The organism is Seonamhaeicola marinus, from assembly GCF_008085455.1.
Genome location: NZ_VSDQ01000241.1, coordinates 46,241 through 67,691 on the forward strand (window position 1 = coordinate 46,241; position 21,451 = coordinate 67,691).

Below are 21,451 nucleotides of genomic sequence, written 5' to 3' on the forward strand. Positions count from 1 at the left end.
TTTTAACCCCAAACAGCCCATTACCAAAATGTCGTGGAAAGTCTGGTACCAGTTTGCCAATTTGGACTACCCTAAAAAATATTACCATAAAACGGGTAAGGAATCTGATGGTAAGACTTCTATGCGGCCTATTTTGAGGGAATAGGGTCTATATCCATTTCTTTGAAGAATCGCCTTTTTGATTAAATTTCTATAAATACATTTAATTCTGCTAAAAACACATTGAATTTGTAAGAATATTATTTATTTTTAACTTAATAAATATAATAGATATAAACGCAATTGTGTTTATGTAACCGTTATGCATAATTAGAGAAGATGAAAGCAAAAGCATTAGTCATAGGAAATGCAAAATATGGAATCAAACCACTTGATAATGCAGTAAATGATGCTGAAGATATTGCTGAAGTATTATTAAGATTAGGGTTTGATACAACGAAAATAATTGATTCTACTGCTGTTGAACAAGATAAACAAATTACAGATTTTGCTACAAATTTGGATGATTATGATATCGGCTTATTTTATTTTGCAGGTCACGGTTTCCAAAAAAAAAATGAAAATTTTTTAGGTGCAATAGATACTGATTTCCAAGATGAAGACCACGCTAAATACACTTCATTCCCAATAAATATGTTATTATCTTATTTTGATAAAGCAAAGAACAATACTAACATTATTATACTAGATGCTTGTAGAGAAATTTTAGATAAAAAATCTTGGTCTCGCTCCGTTCAAAATGAAGGATTAGCGCCTATATTTGCGCCGAAAGGAACATTGATAGCCTATGCTACATCTCCTGGACAAACAGCGTCAGATGGAACAGGAAATAGAAATGGTCTATATACAAATGCTTTATTGCAGCATATTACAGTTGAAAACATACCCATTGAAGAAATGTTTAAAAGGGTACGAAACTCTGTTTATGCCTTTTCTAAAGGAAATCAAATAAGCTGGGAGCACACATCTCTAACAGGAACTTTTTATTTCAATTCTGGCCAATTAACTCATAGCAAAGATATTGAATACTCAAGTGAAGCTATTAATGACAATCTTTATAGTGAAAATACAAATACACTAACGGATTCTATAATTAAAGATTTAAAACAATATAATTGGTATGTTCAAAATCCTGCAATCGATAAAATACATTTAATAGACCCTTTGAGTATTGATAAGAACAAACTATTTATACTTGGACGAAATATTTTACAATCGGCTTGTGGTTCTTCCGCTTCTGCCATAGAATTCATGGAAAACCTTCAAAATTCTATTGAGAAATTTAATGTCGAAAATAAAAATCACGTATTAAATGGAATGATTTATGAGACTTTCTTTAATTCTTATGGAAGCTTTAGACAAGACAGGTTAAAAGACTGCTATCTGGAAGAGATTTATTCTTTACTTGAAAATAATGATTATTCAGAGAGTTCAAAGTTCTTATCTCAAGTTTTATTACCTTATAAAGATTTGGTTTTTTACATTCCTTCTCTAAACACTAATGGCATTTCAATTGATTTACAATTTTCAAAAAATCAAGAAAACAAAAAACTTGAATTAAAGAATATGAAATATGAAGGAAATGAAATATTAGTAAAGAAAGATGATATGTGGGGAGGAACTCCTGAAAAAACAGTTTACAGAAGTATTGAATTTCAAAATTTACATAAAATGATATCAAGAGAAATTGGAGTTCCAGAAAACAAACTAACGTTAAACTCTAATATGAAGATTGTTGCGGATAGAATTATAGACTATCCAGAATATCATAGTATAATGAAATAACTATGCACAACAACGTGTCCTATAAAACATGGCTAGTAATTGTTAAACAGAAAGGCTTGAGTGTACTTTCAAAATCCGCCAAATTTTTAATTTGGCTTTTAAATGAGAAAAAATTAAAACAAAATATAAAAATTCGGCTCTGTGTTAATCCAAAAAGTTAGTGTCTTTTTGCACGCTGCGTTTCATACACTAGACCGTTGTGGGTAATCTAAAAAAAACGAATGTCTGAAGAAGAAATTGAGTTATTTAATAGAATAAAATCATCAGGTGGTCCTGGGAGAAATAGAGGAAATATAATTGGATTTTATCCATCAGATGAATTTTTGAGAACTTTGACTATAGAATATAAAGCTGAATTTGCGTCAATATTCACTATGGGAATTAATACTCATTATTTATGGGTTGGAACTATTGATTCAATATTACTTCCAGCAACATTAAATGATAATCACGAAATTTTAATAAAACATACTCATCCAAAAGGAACGCCACAACCAAGTCACTTTGACATCAATTGGTTAATCCAAGCACAAGAAAATGGGTCGCCACAAATAAAATCAATGATATTACCAATTGGAATAGATAGAATCTCATTTGACATAAATACACCTTGCATATGAATTATAAAGAAATAATTTCTGCTGTTAACAAAAGATATATTTTACTAAAAAAGGAAAATAAAAAGTATGAAATTTATGATAAATTACAGGGTGCTTTTTTATATATCAACGACCCAATAATTAATTATGATGAATTAATTAAAGAATTAAAAAGAAGAAGTTCAAAAATATATAAATCAATTGAAGAGCTTCCTGAACCTGTTCAAAAACCAATTGATTGGAGAACTTCATCCGAAGAAATTAATAAACAGAATAATATCTTAATAAAAAGAATGTATGACAATAATCAACAACTAACTGGAGTTGTGGTAACATATTTTTCTCAAAAAATTATTAAAAATTTGAAAGAAAAAGAAATAATTGAAAATAGGCTTATAGATTTTATACACGACAATATCTTCAGAAATGAAGGAATAAGTACTTTTAAAAATAGCTATAGAGATACAGCTTCAGTTATTGCCATAAATAATATTAATGAATTACCAGAAGATTGGGAATTTTTGAATATGTAGAAAAGGCCACCCACAACAAAGACGTATAAATTTTATTACTAACTTTTAGCTTGAAAACAACGCAACAAACTTTATACAGAGACGTTACCACACCTCAACAAAACACTAAATGATTCACCTAATAGTTGGAAATACAGGTTCAGGAAAAACCACATATTCAAATACATTGAAAACAAAGACCAACGGCGTTGTGTTTTCAATAGATCAATGGAACCATACCTTATTTCTTGCCGACAAAAAACCAACAGATGGGCTAGACTGGTTTCTTGAAAGAATAGAACGCGCCGAGAGGATGATCATGGATTTGGTCAAACAGTTGGAGCACTCAAAAACCAATTCGATTCTGGATCTAGGGCTTTCAAAATTTGAACATCGTGAAAAGTTCAGAAAATTTGCGGAGTTACATAATTTTGAATTGACAACCCATTTTTTGGATATAGAAAAAGAAACCCGACTGAAAAGAGTCATGAAAAGGAATTTAGAGAAAGGAGAAACTTTTGCATTCGAGGTGAGTAAAGAGCACTTTGATTTCATGGAAACCTGGTTCGAAGTGCCAACCGCCAAAGAAATGACTGGTGGGATAATTATTAAAGAATAAAAAAGGTTTGACAACGATGTATCCTATAAAAAGTACTAGGCAAGTATTGCCAAGTTATTGTTTAAATGTTACATTTTTTTGGAATACCCAGAAAGCTCCTTACACCTAAATCTCAAACCAGCACTCAGTAACGACTCCTTCTGCCTGCATCCCACCAACATGCCTATATTCATTCTTAGCGGAATCATAGCTATAATCCTTCCCCCACTCCTTAAAGTTCATGGCCACATGTTCAATGGCATCACAAATAAAGAGAATCTCCTCATTGGTCATGGTAGGATGAATGGACATACGGATCCAGCCCGGCCTATCGATTAAGCAGCCCTCTAAAATCTTTTGTTCAATGACCTTGGAAGTTGGCTCATCAACGTTCAAAAGATAGTGGCCATAAGTACCGGCACAAGAACAGCCTCCCCGGGTCTGTATTCCAAATCGGTCGTTTAATAGTTTTACCACCAAATTATAGTGTACATCATCAATATAAAACGAAAACACTCCCAACCTATCTCGATGCCTGGGTGCCAGGATTTGAAGATTCTCAATTTGGAAAAGCCTGTCAAAAATAATAGTGTTCAATTCATGTTCCCGGTCCAGAATATTTTGAACGCCCATCTGTTCTTTTAGCTTAATGGATAGCGCAATCCTAATGGCTTGTAAAAAGCCGGGGGTACCACCGTCTTCACGGGTTTCAATATCATCAATATAATCATGGTCGCCCCAAGGGTTGGTATAGGATACGGTACCACCACCAGGGTTATCCGGCACCAAATTGTTGTACAGTTTTTTATTAAAAATCAAGACTCCGGAGGATCCCGGTCCGCCCAGGAATTTGTGAGGTGAAAAGGTGATGGCATCCAAGTATTCGTCTTCATTATCTGGATGCATATTGATATTTACGTATGGCGCTGAACATGCAAAATCAACAAAACAAAGTCCATTGTTCCTGTGCATGATACCGGCAACCTCATGATAATCGGTTCGAATACCGGTGACGTTGGAACAGCCCGTAATGGCCGCAATTTTAATTGGGCAGTCTTTATATTTTTTAATAAGGCGCTTTAGGTTTTCGGCACAAGGTAGGCCTGCTTCATTGGAAGGGATAACCTCTACCCTAGCAATGGTTTCCAACCAAGAGGTTTGGTTGGAGTGATGTTCCATATGGGAGACAAAAATAATGGGGCGCTTTTCTTCGGGTACTTGGGTATGCTCCTTTAGGTTTTCATTGAGCTTGATACCTAGAATACGCTGAAATTTATTGATGGCCCCGGTCATTCCGGTACCAACGGTAATGAGCACATCATCCTCTGAGGCATTGACGTGCCTTTTAATGATATTTCTGGCATTGTGGTAGGCCAAGTCATGGCAGAGCCCGTAATGGACGTTTCGGTATGGGTATTGGCCACAAAGGGGCCTATGTCGTTTAGCAGTTTTTCCTCGATGGGTTTGTAGAGCCTTCCGCTGGCAGTCCAATCGGCATAAACGATTTTTTTCCTTCCGTAAGGGGAATCAAAGTATTGTTGATTTCCTATGGTGTATTCCCTAAAAGGCCTGAAGTATTCCTCGAGATTTGAAATTTCCTGAGGTTTAGAACTCAATAGTTTTCTTGTATTTTGTTCCATACTGTTTATGGTTTCTGTTTTTGAAGAGGCGTTACCTTGGCTATCTATGTAACCAAGGCTAAAACTGTACTAAAGTAATGAACTTAATGTTTATGGCATGGGCTTTTAACATCTGTTAACCTATTGCTAAAAAACTGATTCAAAATATTCAAAATGGTTTAGGGGTTTTAATGACTAAGTACAGTTAATACCATTATCTCCTATAAAGGGATGAATACACTTTATTCATTTTAAAAATGCATTAAAACCTTAGTTATTATGAACTAAAGCCTCTGTCAAAACAGATTTTTATTAAAGCCCTAAAGGTTCTGTACACCCCTTGAAACATGGAGTTTTATATATGCCTCTTTACGAAATTCAAAATACACGAAGCCCATTCAAAAAACTAAAACCTAGGGTCATGTTTTTTTTGATATAATGATTTATTATAACAGTACAAACTTTCAACATTCACCAAGACTATTTTTGTCACAATTATTTACTATATTTGTGACAGATTTACAAATAAAAAATGCCCGTATCTGTTGAAAATAAAGTAAAGAAGGCGATTTCCAATTATAAAACGGGAAAAATATTTTTCCCGTCCAATTTCTCTAAATTTGGAACATCTACAGCAGTAAGGCAAGCGCTGAACAGGTTAGAAGACAACGCGTTTCTTTTGAGATTGGCCCATGGGATTTACCTATACCCTAAAAAACATCCCAAATTTGGAATTCTATACCCCAGTATTGAAGAGATAGCCATAGCCATCTCTAAAAGGGACAAAGCCAGGATCATCCCTACCGGGATCCAGGCCCTTAATAAATTGGGGTTATCAACTCAAGTTCCAATGAACCTTGTATACCTAACAGATGGTTCTTCAAGGTCCATAAAGGTTAACAATGGTAGCATCAAGTTCAAGAAAGCCTCTCCAAAACTACTTTCCGTAAAAAGCGATAGTATTATACTTATTATCCAAGCTTTAAAGGAATTGGGAAAAGACAATATTAGCGCAAAGGACAAAGAGCGGATAAAGCAAGTATTGTCTACAGTTGACAAAGAAACCCTCTCACATGATGTCAAGCTTGCCCCGCAGTGGATAGCGGACATAATAAAAGAATTGATTGAACTATAGATTATGGAAGCATGGTTTAACCTATCAGAAGGTGATAGAAAAATTATAATCAACCAAACGAGTATCAAAACCGGTTTACTTCCGGTAGCAGTTGAAAAAGACCTATGGGTCATGATAGCGCTACAGGCTATATTTTCAACAGAAATAGCGGAGCATATAGTATTCAAGGGCGGAACCTCATTAAGCAAGGCCTGGGGCATTATAGAGCGATTTTCGGAAGACATTGATCTGGCCATAGACCGATCCTTTTTTGGTTTTGAGGGGGACCTCACCAGAACGCAGGTTAAAAACCTTAGGAAAGCTTCCTGTAACTATATAGACCAAGAGTTCCACAAGCTTCTTGAAGAAGCCCTTATAAATAATGGCGTAAAGGAGTTTGAATTAGAGGTGACCGATTTTGAGGAATCGGACACGGACCCCTTGGCCTTGGAACTAAGGTACAAGTCATTGGTGGAGGAACAGGAATATCTCCAACCGAGAATACTCATTGAAATAAGTTCAAGATCCCTTATTGAACCCTATGAAAATAAAAGCCTATCATCATTAATAAGTCAAGTTTATCCAGAACAGGATTTTATTGATGAAGCCATCATGGTACCAACTGTCATGCCAACAAGGACTTTAATTGAAAAAATGTTCTTATTGCATGAAGAATTCCAAAAGCCAAAGGGCCGGAAAATTAGAAGCGAACGGATGACCAGGCACCTTTATGATATTTCCAGACTTATGGATACCGAATATCTAGAAAGCGCCATCCATGACAAGGAGCTTTATAATACTATTATAGAACACCGGAGTAAATTGACCAAGATTTCTTGGGTGGACTATGCATTGCATGAATATAAAACCTTAAACTTTATTCCTCCTGAAGATGTTATAAAGGATTACGAAAAAGATTATGCTGCTATGCAAGAAAGTATGTTCTATGGAGCAACGGAGTCATTCGAAAATTTAATGGAAAAGTTGAGAACACTGAACGATTTAATTAACAGCTTGGAATAAGCCTACAGATATTGAACAAGGGCCTGCATCTTTTTACAAAGGTTGCTATACAGTTCAAAATAGGTGGTTTCATCTATGGTGATATGTTCATCCCATTCCGGAAGCTCCTCCTCTACTTGCTTCCATTGGGTAAACCTGAAAGCCATAAAATCATAATTATTGGAATTCATCAGGGTTTCCTTGGATTGCTTAAACAAGTCCATTGCCGTTTTGTTTGCTGCTAGGATACAGGTAAATTGAGGCATACTCATATATGATGATTTTTCTTATAAACTTAAACCATCCTTATTAGTAAATAAAATGTTATGCCCTGTTTTATCATAACCAATTGGCCTTAATCCTTAACGGACAACCTTTAATCCTTTTAGGGCAAATCCCTCATTTGAATATGGATTTGATATCGGCGTGGATCTGTATAAAGTTCCTTTCCATATCAGCTTGGGTTACATTCGTAGGTGAGGGCAAGCCTCTTTTTATTTGTGGTTGTTTAAAGCGGACCTTTCTATCTTTGCCATCGGCAAACACGATAAATTCCCCTTGCCTTAATTTAAAGAACACCTCTGCCCTACGTTTGGGGACTTCACGTTCCCCTTTAGTGACACGGGCTTCCCATGAAAGTCCGGTACCTTTACTAATACTCCGGGTGGGGTTTTTAATGATTTCGAAGAAGCGCTCATAATATTTTGCCGTTTCCGGGTCATTGGCCTTTCCGAAAAACTGATAGGACAGATTACTTAGAATGGCCTTACTGGCCTTATCCCCGTACATCATATCATTTTGGATTTTGTCCTGAAGTACATAAAGACAAACGATATTATAACTTCTCAAAGTGGCCGGGATACGGTGCATGTTAGGCAACCTAATGGTACTAGCTTCTTCCAGTAACATGAAGGACGGTTGTCTATTCCGTTCGCTCATCTGTTTGGAAACGGTATGTATTACCGTCGCAATTACTGGTGACAAGGACGCATCCTTTTTAGGGTTGTTTACTACACATATGACCGATGGATTATCTGGGTTATTTATATCAAGGGGGATATCATCCGAAGACAATGCCATAAATATTTTTTTGGTACTGATTTTTTTAAAGGCGTTGGCCAGGGTACTCTTTACCCCGGCTGTCTGCCGCTCGGACCCCACGCCACTGATAAAGGCATCCGCCATAGCTCTGGAGGTCAAATTGCCCTTGAGGAATTTAATAAGCCCTTTGGTATTGATCTGTTGATACAGGGCAATAAGGTGTGGTATGGTACAGAAGTCTTCATAATCTGTCTTTAATCGCCAAATCAGACCGCTTATGAGCCCTTCCACGGCATCCTTAAAAAACTTGGAGGTACTGTTCTCGTTGGATTCCTTTACTTCCAATAGATTCTCCAAAAGCACTCTTGAAACCTCGTAGACACTTTCTTCATCTGGCAGGTACTTGGGAGCTATTGGATTGACCCGGTCATAAATTGGGTCAAAGGAGATGATGTAGAATTTGTTCCCGCTGTTTTGAAACAAAGGATAGGCCATTTCGGTTATCTCAAAATCCTTATAGTCGTGGATGACCCCACAGAAGTTGTGTGTTTTGAAATGTTCCATAAAACTATGGATGACACTTTCCGTCTTCCCACTTCCAGCGGATGCAATAACGGAAACCCCTCTTCTAATGTTTTCCAGCACCAGATTTGAGCCCCTTGTTTTCATAACCACCTTAAATTCCTTCTTCAATGTTTGGTTTATGGAATTCCTATCGAGGAACACAAAACATAAAATGTTTATAAACAGCACGGGCAGGGCTACCAAAAGTATGGCTCTCAATAGGGATTGAAATTCAACTGTCAATCCAATAATGGTCAAGACCAAAACCCAGCATAGGATTGCCAAAGCAAAACCATTGGGAGCATATTTGCCAACGGTATAATTGATCAATCCACCAAAAATCCAAATGACTATAAGCAACGCTATTTCAATTTCCATTGTCATAGCATTACACCCCTATGGAGCCAGAATTAATAGCAGTTTCAACTCCCCGTTTAAGTTTCATGAAGGCTTTGTAGGCCAATTGTGCCTTATTGGTTGGAATATTGGGAACATGGACACCCAACTTATATAACATCTTAAAGGCTGCTTGTTTTTCGGTAGTAGGGAGTCCGGCCAAAAGGATAAAGAAGTCCTTGGGATTCTTATCCAATAGGTTCCGGGCCTTATAGGTTTCCACAAAGTTGCGTTTGTAACCAAAGGTGGTATCGAAAGTCTTTTCGGCGGCCCTATAGAATTTATCCCGGTTAAAGCCCTGCTTCTGCTTTTCACCGTTAAGGATGGTCTCGGCTTCCTTATGCTGGGATAAGGGAGACAGTTTAAAGCTATTGGTTTTGTCCTTATGGCTCACGATGATATGGACGTGGTTCTGCATGCCAGGTTTTTTCATATCCCTAACGATACGTTTTCCATTGATCTTATGAGGTGCATCCTTTTCCAAACGATCGATTTCTTTTTGTATTCTTTTAATGTTTCCTATTGACTTGCCCTCCTCAATCTTCCCAATGTCATTTTTCAATTTTAATATTTTGGTGGCATAGGGCTGGTTTTCCCTTATCTCTTTATCGCCTCCCTTAAAGGTCCGCTCCCGTTCAATCTTGGCATAGTATTTAATATCATCTACGCTGATATTTTTATCCCTATAAAATGAGGCAGCGTAATCCTTCATCAGTTCCCGTACATACTGTCTCAATTTCCCAGGGTCATTATTGATTGCCAGTAGTTCCCTTTGTGACGGACTTACCACGACGGAATAGAATTTAGGGTCTTTCTTGCTTAGTTTGGACGTATTATTATCAATTTCAGAAATGACATCTTCCACGGATATCTGATCATTGTTCTGATCAAAAAAATGGTCTTGCTCTTCTGGGGTCTTACCTTCATTCTCCTTTAGGAGATAGTTGACAAAATCCTTTACGCTTCCTTTAAAATTCTCCCCATGATGTTGTTTGGTTATAGCTATATACATAAATCATAAATTGTTTAGCGTTCTTTTATATTTTTCCAGTTCGTCTAAGCTGAGTTCCAATTTCAGATAGTCCTTTCCAAAATGGCTCTTAACTTCTTTGACGTTACCTAGCACGTATTTAAAATCAGTCTTCAGCTGTTCCATTTTTTCCTCCAGTCTTAGGTATCGGATTTTTGGAACGGTAGTTTCCTCCATCAAGTCTTCATTATTATCCAGTGAATCAAATTTCTTTTCGATGAATTCAAAATCCTCATCCAGAAACCCGTCATTGGCTTCCTCTTCCAATTGTTGCTCAAACAAAGATTGCAACATGGCAACAGTTGGCAGGGTCTGACTTTTTTCAATGTCCTTGATTATGGCAATGGCAGCATTAATCCTTCTTTTGATTCGGATTTCAATAGAGGTCAAATTTCCATCAATAGTATCCCTTGGAGATAGCTGGTGTATCTCAAAAAAATCAAGTATAGCTTCTAAAGCTTGGGTATGGTTACGGGCCACTTGTTTAGAGAACTTTCTGAACCTATTGGCAACCTTAATTTTAAATCTTATGGTAGAAAAGGTGTCCATAAATTTTATTACTTGGCTCTTTTTGACGCAAAAAAGAACGGTTTTATTGGGCTTTCGAACCTTTTGCGTCAAATCACCGTTTTTTACTTTTTCATGAATCTTTATAAACCCTTATAAACTGGGCTTTGCGAAGCAAATGGAATACGTAGCGTTGCGATAGCACGCTACCCTCTTGCTTCTCAATTTTGTCGCGCACGTGCGTGAAAAAATCCGAACAACATGACCTTAGGGTCAGTTGCGTTATACAGGGTGTCCGCCCTTTACAAAAGTTACTGGTAAATCCTTTGAAAAGGAAATGGGTTTTGGTTTCAAATGATGTGTTTTGATAAAGGATTGTATGTTTTTTATCCAAGGCTTAAAATTGGACGTCAGATATCTTAAAGTTTCGCAAGAAATTGACAAGAAACCGCACAAAAAAACCTTAGATTTCTCTAAGGTCTTCTTTGGTTATATTTTCTATTTCTTAAATATTGAACTTGTATTTGTAATTATACAGGTTCTTCACGGCTTCCTCATACAGCACTTCTTCAAAATCCAATTGATGTTGTTCTGAAAAGGCTTTGAGGTCTTCACCAAATTTGGACTTGATATCATCTTTGGATTTGGTCAACAGGCGTTCCTGGGTTTCGGCATCGAGATTATTGTAATTGAGGTAGATCATAACTTAATCATTTACAATATGCATTCATCCGCGAAACTGTAGTACTCCCCATTTGGTACCAAGATCAAATGATCCAATAGTTTGATATCCAAAAGTTCGCCTGCTTTCTTAATCTTATCGGTAAGCCTCTTGTCGGATTCACTGGGCATTAATTTACCGCTGGGGTGATTATGTGCCACTATGATGGCTACCGACAGGGATTTTAGGACAGTAGCAAACAGGATCCTTAAATCTACCACGGTTCCTGAAATGCCCCCTGAGGAAAGTTCACAGATTCCCTTGACCTTGTTGGAATTGTTCAGCAACACGACCTTAAAAGTTTCGAAAAGCCCTATGGTGTCCTTGTCCCAGTGTTCGAATAGCAGTTCACTAACGTCTTGGGAGTTCTTTATGGTTAGCAAAGGCTTTGTCTTTTCCTTGTAACCAATCTTTATTTCGTTAACTTTGTGTTCCATTATAAATTATCATTAGAGAGATGATTATGTAATGAGAGGGTGTACTTTCGAAGGTGCCACCCTCTTTTTTTCTTTAGTTCTTGTTTCCCAATAACAATAACTCCGAAATCACCACTTCGGTAACATAACGCTTATTCCCTTCTTTATCATCGTAGGATCTGGAGTTCAATTTCCCCTCAATGGCTATTTCCTTGCCTTTGTCCACGTACTTTTCAATGATGTCGGCGGTCTTTCCCCAAGCCACCAAGGTATGCCAATAGGTATTTGTTTGTTTTTCCCCATCGGAGTTTTTGTAACTCTCGTTGGTTGCCAATGATAAACGGGCTACTTTCTTTCCGCTTTCCAACATGGTGATTACCGGTTCCTGACCGATGTTCCCGATCAGCTGCACTTTGTTTCTTAATGTACTCATGATTAAAAATTTTAAGGGTCTACCTAAGAAGTAGACGGGTTAATAATTTCCCCATTTTTTAAGGGGTGTGTTTGTTTGGTTCCCTTCATGCGTAGCACAATAAACGAAGTGGGTTTTGTCAAGACTTTTAGGAATAAATCAGGAGGCTCTGCGACGTAGCAAAATCCTTGGATTTTCAAGGAAGTGAAACCTTATTTATTTCTAAAACTTGCATGGTCTTGTACAAGTTCCATTATGGTGCTTAGAAATTCTTTTAAAACTGTTTACAAGTGAGCGTACGGGAAGTTAAGCGAGTGCAGTAAATAAGGTTTAATCTAGAATTCTTGTACCATGCCTGTTTTTCGATGCCCCGAAAAACAACAAAGGCTTCTTTTATTATAAACCCCTTAAAAAATGACCGGGCTTCCTATTCAAGGATTAAGAAATTTTGAAACCTAAAGTTCTTGCTTTATGAACAATCATCTCTGTAAATCCACAGAAAAGTTTTAGCTAAATGCATATAGTAGACAAAATTCCATTGGATAGATTTACATACTTCATCAATTTCCCCAAATAACAGTTAAAATTAATTATTCAGAAGCAAGGTTTCCCAAATAAATCAAGGGCACAATATCAACAGTGATAGGATTTTTAAATTCCCTTGGTAAGCAAATCAATTTGTAATTCTTCTGATGAACAAGTACTTCAATCTAATTTCCTAAGGAAAATGTTCTTATTTGAGGATTTCTTAAGATTATATTTAGGTTTTGAATCAATGGGCCTCTATTACATGTTGGCTCATTCTTCTTTATCTATTGAGCTTACCACCAGCAATTGAAATTAAACCAATGTCTGAATGGAATATCTCAACTTTTACAGAAAGCTCAATGGAATCTTTATATTCCTCCTGAATTAAAGGTCTTAATCCTGTCCAATTGGATTCTATGTCTTCCTCTTTTAGATTTACTTTAGGATACGTGCTATTGTTTAACTAACAATAAATTGAAAACCCAAAAACCTTCTAAATATATCATTTAAACCATTTATAATTGATTATTTTTAATGGAACATTAGCATTTTTATCCATATCATGAAAATGATATGTTCCTAATACTTGCATTCCTGTAAAAGCATTCATTTTATGAAACCCAAACATATCCCCTTCATCTACACTTGTCTGGTTAAAGAACTCATATTCTAAATTAAATGCGGTTTTTGCAGTATTCCAACATATAGTTAAAATATACTTTTTACCTTTCATTAACCCTCCTGTACCATATTTAATCAATAGGTTACTTCTAATTCTCCCATTACTTTCATAAACACCATTTTTTTTTATGACCTTTAGCAAAGACCTTATCTAAATATGTTATTGAAACCAAAAGGAGCTTGAAACCACCGAATGGGTATATGATAAAAAATTAAATCTGCCCTCTTAAATTTTTCTACCTCATCTTATCTTTTACATTATAATTATAACTTACCTTCATAGGTTTTATTTCTATATTATTAAATAAATCTATTTTAGTGTTAAAAGTGTTTTACTCTCATTTATCACAAAAATATTTATCATTTCAATACCTAATTAATTTTAATCAAAATTAAATCAATAAAATAATTCATATTAAAAATTTATAATTCTAGTTTTTATTATAATTTTATCAAAAAAATTATGTTAAAGGCTGTAGATCAATAATATCATAAACCTTATTAGAATAATTTAATTATCTACTTATATTTTAATCTTAAAATCCTAAATGGCTGTTTAGAAATGTCTTCTCCCCCAGTAAATGCAGGAGTTTTATGAAGTTGGTTAACTGCAATATATAACCAATTTTTATGTGTTCTAATATTATCAGCCCAATCTAATAAAGTATCTTTTTTAAGTACTTTTAACTCCCCTTTTTTAGTAAGCACATCAATACTATTATTCCCTAAATTTGTAAAATAATGGTTCCCCAAATCATCGGTTGCTGCCCCATCTGAGATTGGTTTTTTGCCCGCCAATGCTATTTTTTTTGTAAGCACCTCGTCATTAGCTCCATTTCTAATAGGAGATGTTGGGATTTGATACCATTTGGTGCCGTTCATAGCACCATAGTAAAGCATTTCTCTATTTGAAGAAAGGGTTATAGGGTTTAATCCTATTCTGGCTGGACTTCCCATAAAATATTGTACATTTCCATCTATGACCATGTTTATATCTTCGGATTTCATTGTCTTTAAATCTGTAAATTTCCTAAAGCTTCCATTCTTAATGTCAACGATAATTATTCCTGGATTTCCAAAATCTGCTAAATAGGCAAAACCATTTTTTTCATCTATTGCTAAATCCTGAACGAAGCTAGTGTTAGGCGCTAAATCTTCAGGAATATCAAAACGGTATAATTGTTCTTTAGTCGTTATATTGTAAGCAAACAATCGTGTTTTACCAATGTTTAGGCCCGCATCTATAACCCATAGCCTATTATTGTTATCAAAAATAACTCCTAAAGGTGTGTCTAATTTATTATCAGACTTTGTATTTGTTGTACTTTGAACCTGAGCATCTGGAAAAGCACTGTACGATGTTTTTCCAGTAACTTCAACCAATTGCAGGTTTGTTGCCCTCATAGGGTGAATGGTGGTAAAAATACGACCATCTTTAGACATGGCAACATTTCCCGGGTTAATGTCCATTTCTGTAACTATTTCTAATGTTCCTATTGGCTTATCTGCCGCATTAGAGCTCTCTTTTTTTGTGTTAGTATTACACCCCCATAGAAGCAATAAACTGTAAGTAATTACTAAATAATTTTTCATGTTTTTATAATTTTAAATGGATAAAACTTATTCTCTTTAAGCCTTGTTCGGTTTATTTTTAATAATCTCAAGAATTAATTCTGGCTCTAATCTCACTGTATAATCTTCTGGCGTAAAACTATAAATGATTTGTCTGTTTTTATTAACCACATAAGTAGCTGGCATTGGTAATTCATAATCTTGGTTACCATTATGCTTTTCTACATTAATATTGAAGGAATGGTATACAGTTCTTAAATCCTCTGGTAGTTCAAATACCAAACCTAATGACTTTGCATACCTATTATTAATGTCACTTAATACTGAAAATGACAAACCATTTTTTTCTGAGGTTGTTATTGAATTATCTGGAGTTTCTGGAGAGATGGCTACCAATAGGGTATTTAGCTTATTAAGTTCTGGTAAAATATTTTGCAAGGCTTTCAATTCCATGTTACAAAACGGACACCAACCACCTCTATAAAAAGAAACAATTAAAAAGTCATCTTCATAACCCTCAAGAGTTATTGTATTACCATGAATATCTGGCAAAATAAAAGAAGGTAGCTCATCTCCAGTTTGCAAGGCTTTTGAAGCTAATTGTCGCTTCTTTACTTCATTAGTACTACGCTGCATAACAGCCCATTTTTCTGCTGGAATATTTATTTCGTTTTTAGCTTTTCTTTCTGCAAGTATTTGTGATAATTTCATCTTTACATAGTTTGAATAATTTAACACTACAAAGATGCAACAACAGTAAGAGTTTGAAAATGGAAAAAATTACAAAATTGATGGAAAAAATTCCCATGCAATCTTATATTTTATAATTTTCCCTATACTGGGTTGGGGTAACACCCGTACTTTTTTTGAAGTATTTAATAAAATAGTAAGGATCTTCAAAACCTAATTGGTAGGCAATCATTTGGCTCGTATCCTTAGTATTCACTAATTTGTATTTTGCTTTTTCAATAACCTTTTCAGTAATAAAATTGCACGGCGTTTTATGTTCGGTTTTTTTTACTTCCCTAATCAACTTTTTTAAAGGAATTCTCATCATTTCTGCATAAGTGCCCGCGCAGTAATTCCGTTCAATGTTTTGCTCAATTAACTCAGAAAATTGATCGATAGTAGATTGGTCTTTTTTACTTTTCTCATATTCAGTTAATAATTCTATCCACAAAATATGCATATAACTTTCTATTAACCGTTTATTTCCGTCTGCATTTAAAATAGCTTGGATTTGAGCCTTTTTACTATCAATATTTTTCAGTCTGTAAAAATCAAAATAGTTACTAATATGTCCTGATAATTGATTGACATCTAAAAATGTTTTAATAAATGTTGCATCTAATTTGGTTACAAAGCCTTCTAGGTAGGGTGAAGCTGCAATTATATCAAAAGGTTTATCAAAGAAGAAATAACTTTTTGAAGGTATGGAAAACGTATTTGTTTTGTTATTTTGAATAGTTATTCTTCCACTAAGCAGAATACAAATATTTCTTTCGTTAGGTATTACGGTTTCATTGTTCTGTATAGGGTATAGCATAGCACTACTTATTAAAGTACATTTATTGTCTAAGATAAATTAATCTTTTTGATTGGTTAAATTTTGTTTGTCCCACAAATAATTTTCTAAGCTATGACCCTTTTTTAAACTATATAAATATATTAGTTAAAAACAATTTATAATTATTTATTTCTAATGGAACATTAGCATTTTTCTCCATATCATGAAAATGATATGTTCCTAATACTTGCATTCCTGTAAAAGCATTCATTTTGTGAAACCCAAACATAACACCTTCATCTACACTTGTTTGATTAAAGAACTCATTTTCTAAAGTAAATGCGGTTTTTGGAGCATTCCAACTTGTAGTTAAAATATACTTTTTACCTTTCATTAACCCTCCTGTACCATAATTAATTAATGGGTTACTTCTACTCCTCCCATCACTTTCATAAATACCATTTTTATGACCTTTAGTAAAGACTTCATCTAAATATTTTTTAAAGCCAAAAGGGACCTGAAACCACCAAATGGGTGTATGATATATAATTAAATCTGCCCACTTAAATTTTTCTACCTCATCTTTTATATCATAATTATCACCTACCTCCGTAGTTTTTATTTCTATATTATCAAAAGAACTAAAACAGTCTATTGTAGTGTTAAAAAGTGTTTTATTGAACCTACCTCCTGAGTGTTCAAATGGATGGCTTCCATTTATTACAAAAATATTTTTCATTTCAATACCTAATTAATTTTAATCAAAATTAAATCAATAAATATTATTAATAAAATAATACTTTTAATACATTTATATTAAAATTTTAATACCAATGGTTAATTTAGAATGGTACAGAACATTTAAAGAAATTTATGAAGGTGGAACGTTAACAAAAGCCTCAGTAGCATTATATGCTTCACAACCAGGAGTAAGTGTACATTTAAATTCACTGGAAGCTTATGTGGGGAAAAAATTATTTGAAAGGACTTCTAGAAAAATGATTCCAACCGAAGACGGCAAACTTTTATATGATTACATTATCCAATCTATAAACAAACTTGAAACTGCCGAACAACATTTTAAAAAAACAACTCAAGAAAAAAAGCCATCATTAAATATAGGAATGTGTTCTGAAATGTTCCAATTAATTATTGAACCTGAAATCCCTAAACTAAACTTTGATTTAGTAGCTAGATTTGGATCTCATTCTGAGTTAATTAAAGATTTAAAAAATGGAATACTAGATTTGGTTATCACACCTAAAACACAAAATGACAAAAAATCGTTTATTGATTACATTCCTTTTTCAAAGGAACAAATAGTTTTAATAGCTGGAACAAATACAGATGCAACTATAATAAACAAGTGTATTAGAACCAATAATTGGAAAAAGCTAGAATATGAATTACAACAGCACATTTGGTACAGCTCATCTAATGAAATGGAACACTTTAGACGTTTTTGGTTCGAAAATTTCAACAAAAAGCCAACTTTTAAACCCAATTATATATTACCTAATATTACTTCTATAATTAGGTGTTTGAATAACGGAAATGGATTGGCAGTTGTGCCCGATTTTCTATGTAAGGAAGAAATTTTGAATAATAACATAAAATTGATTTGGAAAGGGAAAGTAAAAACCGAAAACACATTGTTTTTTGCCTCACAAACACAACTAAAGCATAAAGAAGAGTTAAAGGTTGTTCAGAATATATTTAAAGACAAAATGAAACAAGCTTAACTGTATAATCTATTTGTGGCAAATTCTATAACCTTTTTTTGTTTTTTTTATAAAACTCATTAACAACTTTTTCTTGGTTTGATGATAATTTAATGGTTTTTAAAAACCAATAGGCCCTCCTTGAGGTTAAAATATCTTTAGACAATAATTTCATTATATTTTGAATTAAAGTAGGGGTCTTAGCTTTTCTCTGTTGAAATAAATCTAATAAATTAGATACTTCTTGAAATGTCATAAATTCATTAATCTCATTACTTAATTGCTCGAAAAAATCATCTGAAATATCATATTCTATGTCTTTTAACGATTTTATTACTTCTAGCCTTATGTTGGTTTTGGTTTGTGAATAAAATTTATAAATAACTTTTAAATAAAGTGATTTTGGTAATTCATTGATATATAAAAATCCCTTACCTAGCAATTCATCATTTTTTAAAACCTCTATAAAAACTGTATCGACTAAATAGCTTGTATATAGCTTTCTTGATATTAATTCATCTATCATTAATTCAAAATAAGCTCTGTTTTCATCTGTTAAAAAATTTAATAATTGAGCTTCAGAAGCTGTTTGACTAGTGATATTTTTTATTATATTTTTTATATCTCCATTAGCCCAATGCCAAAGTGTATAGCAAGTTAATGCGGCTCCAGGAACAGTATCTTCCTTATTAAGCACTAAAGCAGTGGCTCCAGAAACCGCATCGATATCTTCTGTGCCATGTTCATCTGGTCTAATAAGTATTTCGTGATAAAGCACATCTCTAAATGGGGAATGTATATTTGATAAAATATGTTGAAGTTTCACATAATCATCAAGTTCAAAAAAATCTGCTTTGTACTTTTCTAAAGTGGCCCCTTTTTCTAGACTAAACCTTAAATACTCTCCTAAATTATTCCAAAATATCCTAACAGATATTATTTTACAGACTTCTTCTAAACAAATAACAGATTTTACATCAGCATAATATTCAAGAGCGACTTCATTGGAATCTAATACTTGGTTAAGGGTTAATGCAATGGGGTGATTTTCTCCTGGATGATTTATTGTTACTTGATATGATTTAGTTTTAATATAACTACACTGATTTTTAGTGCCTATTAAAAAAGACATAAAACTAAAAATAATTAGTAAAACCTTCATGGTATAATTATTAAGAATAGCACCTTACCTCAAAGAGTTTAACATATTTTGTGCCGTAGGTTTCTTTTAAATTAATTCGAATTGCGGTAACTTTTATTTGATTAAAGCTAAATTTTATTAATCGAGTGATATTTTTTGTTTTTTCTCCTAGCTTAATCCAATTTCCGTTAACGCGACCTTCAACATCTAATCTTTTAAGTAACTGGGGAGGAACAATAGTAATATCATTTTTCTTTGGTGGCATTTTTCTCATCATAATATTAACCTTTAAATTGCTATCACATTTTATTTCTACCTTGGATAAATTTACCGGGGTTTCCCATTCCAATTGAACATGAGCATTTAAATCTTCTGAACACCAATGATTTATTTTTCCATCAATATCTCTAGAAATTCCATTTGTTAAATTATTTGCATTTCCAGATTTTGTTGAGGATGCAAAAATAAGGGATGCCCTTTTGGCTAAATCATTAACATCTTTAGCTTTTCTTTTAGGAATATAAACATCATCCCTCATCAATTTTTCTTGTAACTCCTGTATATGTTTTTGGGCTACTTCTCTAGGTAAAATATTTTTCTCATTACACATTGTAGCTGCTGTACCAACAGCTTGCCCCATTAATGCACATGTGCCTTGAATTCTAGTAGAAGATAAAGCAATGTGGGTTAAACTTGCATTACGACCTGCAAACATTAAATTTTGAATATTTACTGAATACAATGACCTAAAAGGAACTTGATATATTTCTCTAAAATTATGGTGAAAGAAACTTGGGTTATCATTTAAATTTTCAATTCCTCCGGGGTTATGTTCATCCAAAGACCAACCTCCAAAACCAATGGCATCCTCAAAATGTTTATGATTAAGTAAGTCTCCCTCTGATAATATATAATCACCTATAAAACGTCTAGATTCTCTTCTACCTGGGAGAGAACCTACCCAATCTAAAGCAAAATTTTCAGACTCGGGAAAATCTCCTGAGTTTTTTATGTAATCCCAAACTCCATGAAGATAGCCCATTAGCTTATGCCTGTTTTCTTCTTGAACATCTACAATATCATAATCACTACCTAACTCAACCCACCAAAACCCATCTACAAACTGCTTAATTTTTCTACCCTTGGCTTTTGCTTTTTCAGCATCAAATTTAATTACAAATGAAGGAGCTTCATAAGGCATTGGTTTGCCCATATCTTTTGCTTGCATTAATATAGATGCTCCCATTTGCCAGCCATCTGGTTCATCGGGTGCATAAGTTTCATTATACTCTTTCTTACCTTCACGACCAGTTCTGTAAAAAGCTCCTGCTTTGGCTGCCATCATACCATCTCCAGAACAATCAATAAAAATTGGGGCGTTAATTATAAATTCCGTTTCGGTGGTAAGCTGCCAACATTTTGCAGATATAATTTTTGCACCTTCAACCTCAGCATCAATTGCCTGTGTATTAAGCATAACCGTTAAATTAGGCTCGCGTGTTACAAAATCATAAACTATGTGATCCCAAACCGGATAAGATTCTTGAGGGTTTTTAGCTCTGTTTTCTATAAGTAGCTCTTCAATTATACCTGTCTCACGCTCTGGTTTCCCATCTGGTTTTAAATGCGCTACACCATTAACAGTAACTCTTATTTCACTTGAGGCATTGCCTCCCAAACATGGGCGGTCATTTACTAAAAGGGTTTTTGCTCCATTTCTGGCTGCTGCAACTGCTGCCGATATACCTGCCATACCAGCTCCAATAACAGCTACATCATAACTAACATGTTTTCTACGAATAGGAGTTTTTACCTGCTTTCCTGTTCCCATTTGATACCAGTTGCGTTCTCTTTCAGAATTATCTGTATTACTAATATTAATTTCTGTAAGATTACCATCAATAGATTTACAGGATGCCAAAGGTAAAACTGCTGTTGTAATTGTAGCCCCAGCTGTGTTTAATAAAAACTTTCTTCTATCCATT

General features: G+C 34.2%; 21 protein-coding genes and 1 pseudogene. 7 read left to right on the forward strand and 15 right to left on the reverse strand.

Annotation, left to right across the window (positions count from 1 at the left end; all coding sequences use genetic code 11):
• Nucleotides 1–318: 318 nt before the first annotated feature.
• From FUA24_RS03435 to FUA24_RS03450, 4 genes are all read left to right on the forward strand, one after another.
• Nucleotides 319–1,785: a caspase family protein gene (locus FUA24_RS03435; protein WP_148540067.1), complete on the forward strand. Its 1,467-nt coding sequence runs from the start codon at nucleotides 319–321 to the stop codon at nucleotides 1,783–1,785.
• Nucleotides 1,786–2,006: 221 nt separating this feature from the next.
• Complete coding sequence (locus tag FUA24_RS03440) at nucleotides 2,007–2,405, forward strand: MPN domain-containing protein (protein WP_148540068.1); 399 nt, start codon at nucleotides 2,007–2,009, stop codon at nucleotides 2,403–2,405.
• On the forward strand, nucleotides 2,402–2,917 hold the full coding sequence (locus FUA24_RS03445; protein ID WP_148540069.1) for a hypothetical protein: 516 nt from the start codon (nucleotides 2,402–2,404) through the stop codon (nucleotides 2,915–2,917). The genes FUA24_RS03440 and FUA24_RS03445 overlap by 4 nt, the downstream gene beginning before the upstream one ends.
• A gap of 109 nt (nucleotides 2,918–3,026) precedes the next feature.
• The gene (locus FUA24_RS03450; RefSeq protein WP_148540070.1) at nucleotides 3,027–3,515 is read left to right on the forward strand and encodes an AAA family ATPase; all 489 of its coding nucleotides are present in this window, start codon (nucleotides 3,027–3,029) and stop codon (nucleotides 3,513–3,515) included.
• 105 nt (nucleotides 3,516–3,620) lie between these two features.
• Here the strand turns inward: FUA24_RS03450 and FUA24_RS03455 are convergent.
• Nucleotides 3,621–5,134 (reverse strand): annotated as a pseudogene (locus FUA24_RS03455) (aminotransferase class V-fold PLP-dependent enzyme).
• Nucleotides 5,135–5,645: 511 nt separating this feature from the next.
• On the opposite strand from FUA24_RS03455, the gene FUA24_RS03460 reads away from it, so the two are divergent.
• Together FUA24_RS03460 and FUA24_RS03465 are read left to right on the forward strand one after the other, a co-directional pair.
• Nucleotides 5,646–6,248, forward strand: a complete 603-nt coding sequence (locus tag FUA24_RS03460) for a DUF6088 family protein (RefSeq protein ID WP_148540071.1) — start codon at nucleotides 5,646–5,648, stop codon at nucleotides 6,246–6,248.
• Nucleotides 6,249–6,251: 3 nt separating this feature from the next.
• Nucleotides 6,252–7,250, forward strand: coding sequence for a nucleotidyl transferase AbiEii/AbiGii toxin family protein (locus tag FUA24_RS03465; protein ID WP_148540072.1), 999 nt, complete (start codon nucleotides 6,252–6,254; stop codon nucleotides 7,248–7,250).
• 2 nt (nucleotides 7,251–7,252) lie between these two features.
• On the opposite strand, the gene FUA24_RS03470 is transcribed toward FUA24_RS03465, so the two are convergent.
• From FUA24_RS03470 to FUA24_RS03525, 12 genes are all read right to left on the reverse strand, one after another.
• Nucleotides 7,253–7,501, reverse strand: a complete 249-nt coding sequence (locus FUA24_RS03470; RefSeq protein ID WP_222861309.1) for a hypothetical protein — start codon at nucleotides 7,499–7,501, stop codon at nucleotides 7,253–7,255.
• 127 nt (nucleotides 7,502–7,628) lie between these two features.
• Entirely contained in the window at nucleotides 7,629–9,212 is a 1,584-nt protein-coding gene (locus FUA24_RS03475) for a type IV secretory system conjugative DNA transfer family protein (RefSeq protein ID WP_148540074.1), read from the reverse strand.
• 10 nt (nucleotides 9,213–9,222) lie between these two features.
• Nucleotides 9,223–10,242 carry a MobB family relaxase gene (gene mobB, locus FUA24_RS03480; RefSeq protein ID WP_148540075.1) on the reverse strand — a complete coding sequence of 340 codons (1,020 nt, stop codon included), beginning with the start codon at nucleotides 10,240–10,242 and terminating at the stop codon, nucleotides 9,223–9,225.
• A gap of 3 nt (nucleotides 10,243–10,245) precedes the next feature.
• A complete protein-coding gene (locus FUA24_RS03485) occupies nucleotides 10,246–10,881 on the reverse strand; it encodes a BfmA/BtgA family mobilization protein (protein WP_222861310.1) in 636 nt (211 codons plus the stop codon).
• A gap of 391 nt (nucleotides 10,882–11,272) precedes the next feature.
• A complete protein-coding gene (locus FUA24_RS03490) occupies nucleotides 11,273–11,470 on the reverse strand; it encodes a hypothetical protein (protein ID WP_148540077.1) in 198 nt (65 codons plus the stop codon).
• An 11-nt stretch (nucleotides 11,471–11,481) separates the two neighbouring features.
• The gene (locus FUA24_RS03495) at nucleotides 11,482–11,925 is read right to left on the reverse strand and encodes a JAB domain-containing protein (RefSeq protein WP_148540078.1); all 444 of its coding nucleotides are present in this window, start codon (nucleotides 11,923–11,925) and stop codon (nucleotides 11,482–11,484) included.
• Between the two features lie 73 nt (nucleotides 11,926–11,998).
• Complete coding sequence (locus FUA24_RS03500; RefSeq protein ID WP_148540079.1) at nucleotides 11,999–12,337, reverse strand: single-stranded DNA-binding protein; 339 nt, start codon at nucleotides 12,335–12,337, stop codon at nucleotides 11,999–12,001.
• A gap of 1,009 nt (nucleotides 12,338–13,346) precedes the next feature.
• Nucleotides 13,347–13,667, reverse strand: coding sequence for an NAD(P)H-dependent oxidoreductase (locus FUA24_RS03505; RefSeq protein ID WP_246146938.1), 321 nt, complete (start codon nucleotides 13,665–13,667; stop codon nucleotides 13,347–13,349).
• Between the two features lie 377 nt (nucleotides 13,668–14,044).
• Entirely contained in the window at nucleotides 14,045–15,118 is a 1,074-nt protein-coding gene (locus FUA24_RS03510; protein WP_148540080.1) for an L-dopachrome tautomerase-related protein, read from the reverse strand.
• Nucleotides 15,119–15,154: 36 nt separating this feature from the next.
• Entirely contained in the window at nucleotides 15,155–15,808 is a 654-nt protein-coding gene (locus FUA24_RS03515; protein ID WP_148540081.1) for a peroxiredoxin-like family protein, read from the reverse strand.
• Nucleotides 15,809–15,911: 103 nt separating this feature from the next.
• A complete protein-coding gene (locus tag FUA24_RS03520) occupies nucleotides 15,912–16,643 on the reverse strand; it encodes a helix-turn-helix domain-containing protein (protein WP_148540082.1) in 732 nt (243 codons plus the stop codon).
• A 109-nt stretch (nucleotides 16,644–16,752) separates the two neighbouring features.
• A complete protein-coding gene (locus FUA24_RS03525) occupies nucleotides 16,753–17,343 on the reverse strand; it encodes an NAD(P)H-dependent oxidoreductase (protein WP_148540083.1) in 591 nt (196 codons plus the stop codon).
• A gap of 94 nt (nucleotides 17,344–17,437) precedes the next feature.
• On the opposite strand from FUA24_RS03525, the gene FUA24_RS03530 reads away from it, so the two are divergent.
• Nucleotides 17,438–18,346 (forward strand): LysR family transcriptional regulator, encoded by a 909-nt coding sequence (locus FUA24_RS03530; RefSeq protein WP_148540084.1) that lies wholly within the window; start codon nucleotides 17,438–17,440, stop codon nucleotides 18,344–18,346.
• A 25-nt stretch (nucleotides 18,347–18,371) separates the two neighbouring features.
• Here the strand turns inward: FUA24_RS03530 and FUA24_RS03535 are convergent, their stop codons facing one another.
• Together FUA24_RS03535 and FUA24_RS03540 are read right to left on the reverse strand one after the other, a co-directional pair.
• Entirely contained in the window at nucleotides 18,372–19,487 is a 1,116-nt protein-coding gene (locus FUA24_RS03535) for a hypothetical protein (protein WP_148540085.1), read from the reverse strand.
• Nucleotides 19,488–19,497: 10 nt separating this feature from the next.
• The gene (locus FUA24_RS03540; RefSeq protein WP_148540086.1) at nucleotides 19,498–21,450 is read right to left on the reverse strand and encodes an FAD-dependent oxidoreductase; all 1,953 of its coding nucleotides are present in this window, start codon (nucleotides 21,448–21,450) and stop codon (nucleotides 19,498–19,500) included.
• Nucleotide 21,451: the final 1 nt, after the last annotated feature.

What these genes read in the sequence shown, in the direction of transcription:
- FUA24_RS03535 (WP_148540085.1), bottom strand. Translation starts at nt 19,487, where the DNA reads ATGAAGGTTTTACTAATTATTTTTAGTTTTATGTCTTTTTTAATAGGC.
- FUA24_RS03525 (WP_148540083.1), bottom strand. Translation starts at nt 17,343, where the DNA reads ATGAAAAATATTTTTGTAATAAATGGAAGCCATCCATTTGAACACTCA.
- FUA24_RS03490 (WP_148540077.1), bottom strand. Translation starts at nt 11,470, where the DNA reads ATGATCTACCTCAATTACAATAATCTCGATGCCGAAACCCAGGAACGC.
- FUA24_RS03520 (WP_148540082.1), bottom strand. Translation starts at nt 16,643, where the DNA reads ATGCTATACCCTATACAGAACAATGAAACCGTAATACCTAACGAAAGA.
- FUA24_RS03515 (WP_148540081.1), bottom strand. Translation starts at nt 15,808, where the DNA reads ATGAAATTATCACAAATACTTGCAGAAAGAAAAGCTAAAAACGAAATA.
- FUA24_RS03500 (WP_148540079.1), bottom strand. Translation starts at nt 12,337, where the DNA reads ATGAGTACATTAAGAAACAAAGTGCAGCTGATCGGGAACATCGGTCAG.
- FUA24_RS03440 (WP_148540068.1), top strand. Translation starts at nt 2,007, where the DNA reads ATGTCTGAAGAAGAAATTGAGTTATTTAATAGAATAAAATCATCAGGT.
- FUA24_RS03445 (WP_148540069.1), top strand. Translation starts at nt 2,402, where the DNA reads ATGAATTATAAAGAAATAATTTCTGCTGTTAACAAAAGATATATTTTA.
- FUA24_RS03540 (WP_148540086.1), bottom strand. Translation starts at nt 21,450, where the DNA reads ATGGATAGAAGAAAGTTTTTATTAAACACAGCTGGGGCTACAATTACA.
- FUA24_RS03495 (WP_148540078.1), bottom strand. Translation starts at nt 11,925, where the DNA reads ATGGAACACAAAGTTAACGAAATAAAGATTGGTTACAAGGAAAAGACA.
- FUA24_RS03470 (WP_222861309.1), bottom strand. Translation starts at nt 7,501, where the DNA reads ATGAGTATGCCTCAATTTACCTGTATCCTAGCAGCAAACAAAACGGCA.
- mobB (WP_148540075.1), bottom strand. Translation starts at nt 10,242, where the DNA reads ATGTATATAGCTATAACCAAACAACATCATGGGGAGAATTTTAAAGGA.
- FUA24_RS03475 (WP_148540074.1), bottom strand. Translation starts at nt 9,212, where the DNA reads ATGGAAATTGAAATAGCGTTGCTTATAGTCATTTGGATTTTTGGTGGA.
- FUA24_RS03465 (WP_148540072.1), top strand. Translation starts at nt 6,252, where the DNA reads ATGGAAGCATGGTTTAACCTATCAGAAGGTGATAGAAAAATTATAATC.
- FUA24_RS03460 (WP_148540071.1), top strand. Translation starts at nt 5,646, where the DNA reads ATGCCCGTATCTGTTGAAAATAAAGTAAAGAAGGCGATTTCCAATTAT.
- FUA24_RS03510 (WP_148540080.1), bottom strand. Translation starts at nt 15,118, where the DNA reads ATGAAAAATTATTTAGTAATTACTTACAGTTTATTGCTTCTATGGGGG.
- FUA24_RS03435 (WP_148540067.1), top strand. Translation starts at nt 319, where the DNA reads ATGAAAGCAAAAGCATTAGTCATAGGAAATGCAAAATATGGAATCAAA.
- FUA24_RS03450 (WP_148540070.1), top strand. Translation starts at nt 3,027, where the DNA reads ATGATTCACCTAATAGTTGGAAATACAGGTTCAGGAAAAACCACATAT.
- FUA24_RS03530 (WP_148540084.1), top strand. Translation starts at nt 17,438, where the DNA reads ATGGTTAATTTAGAATGGTACAGAACATTTAAAGAAATTTATGAAGGT.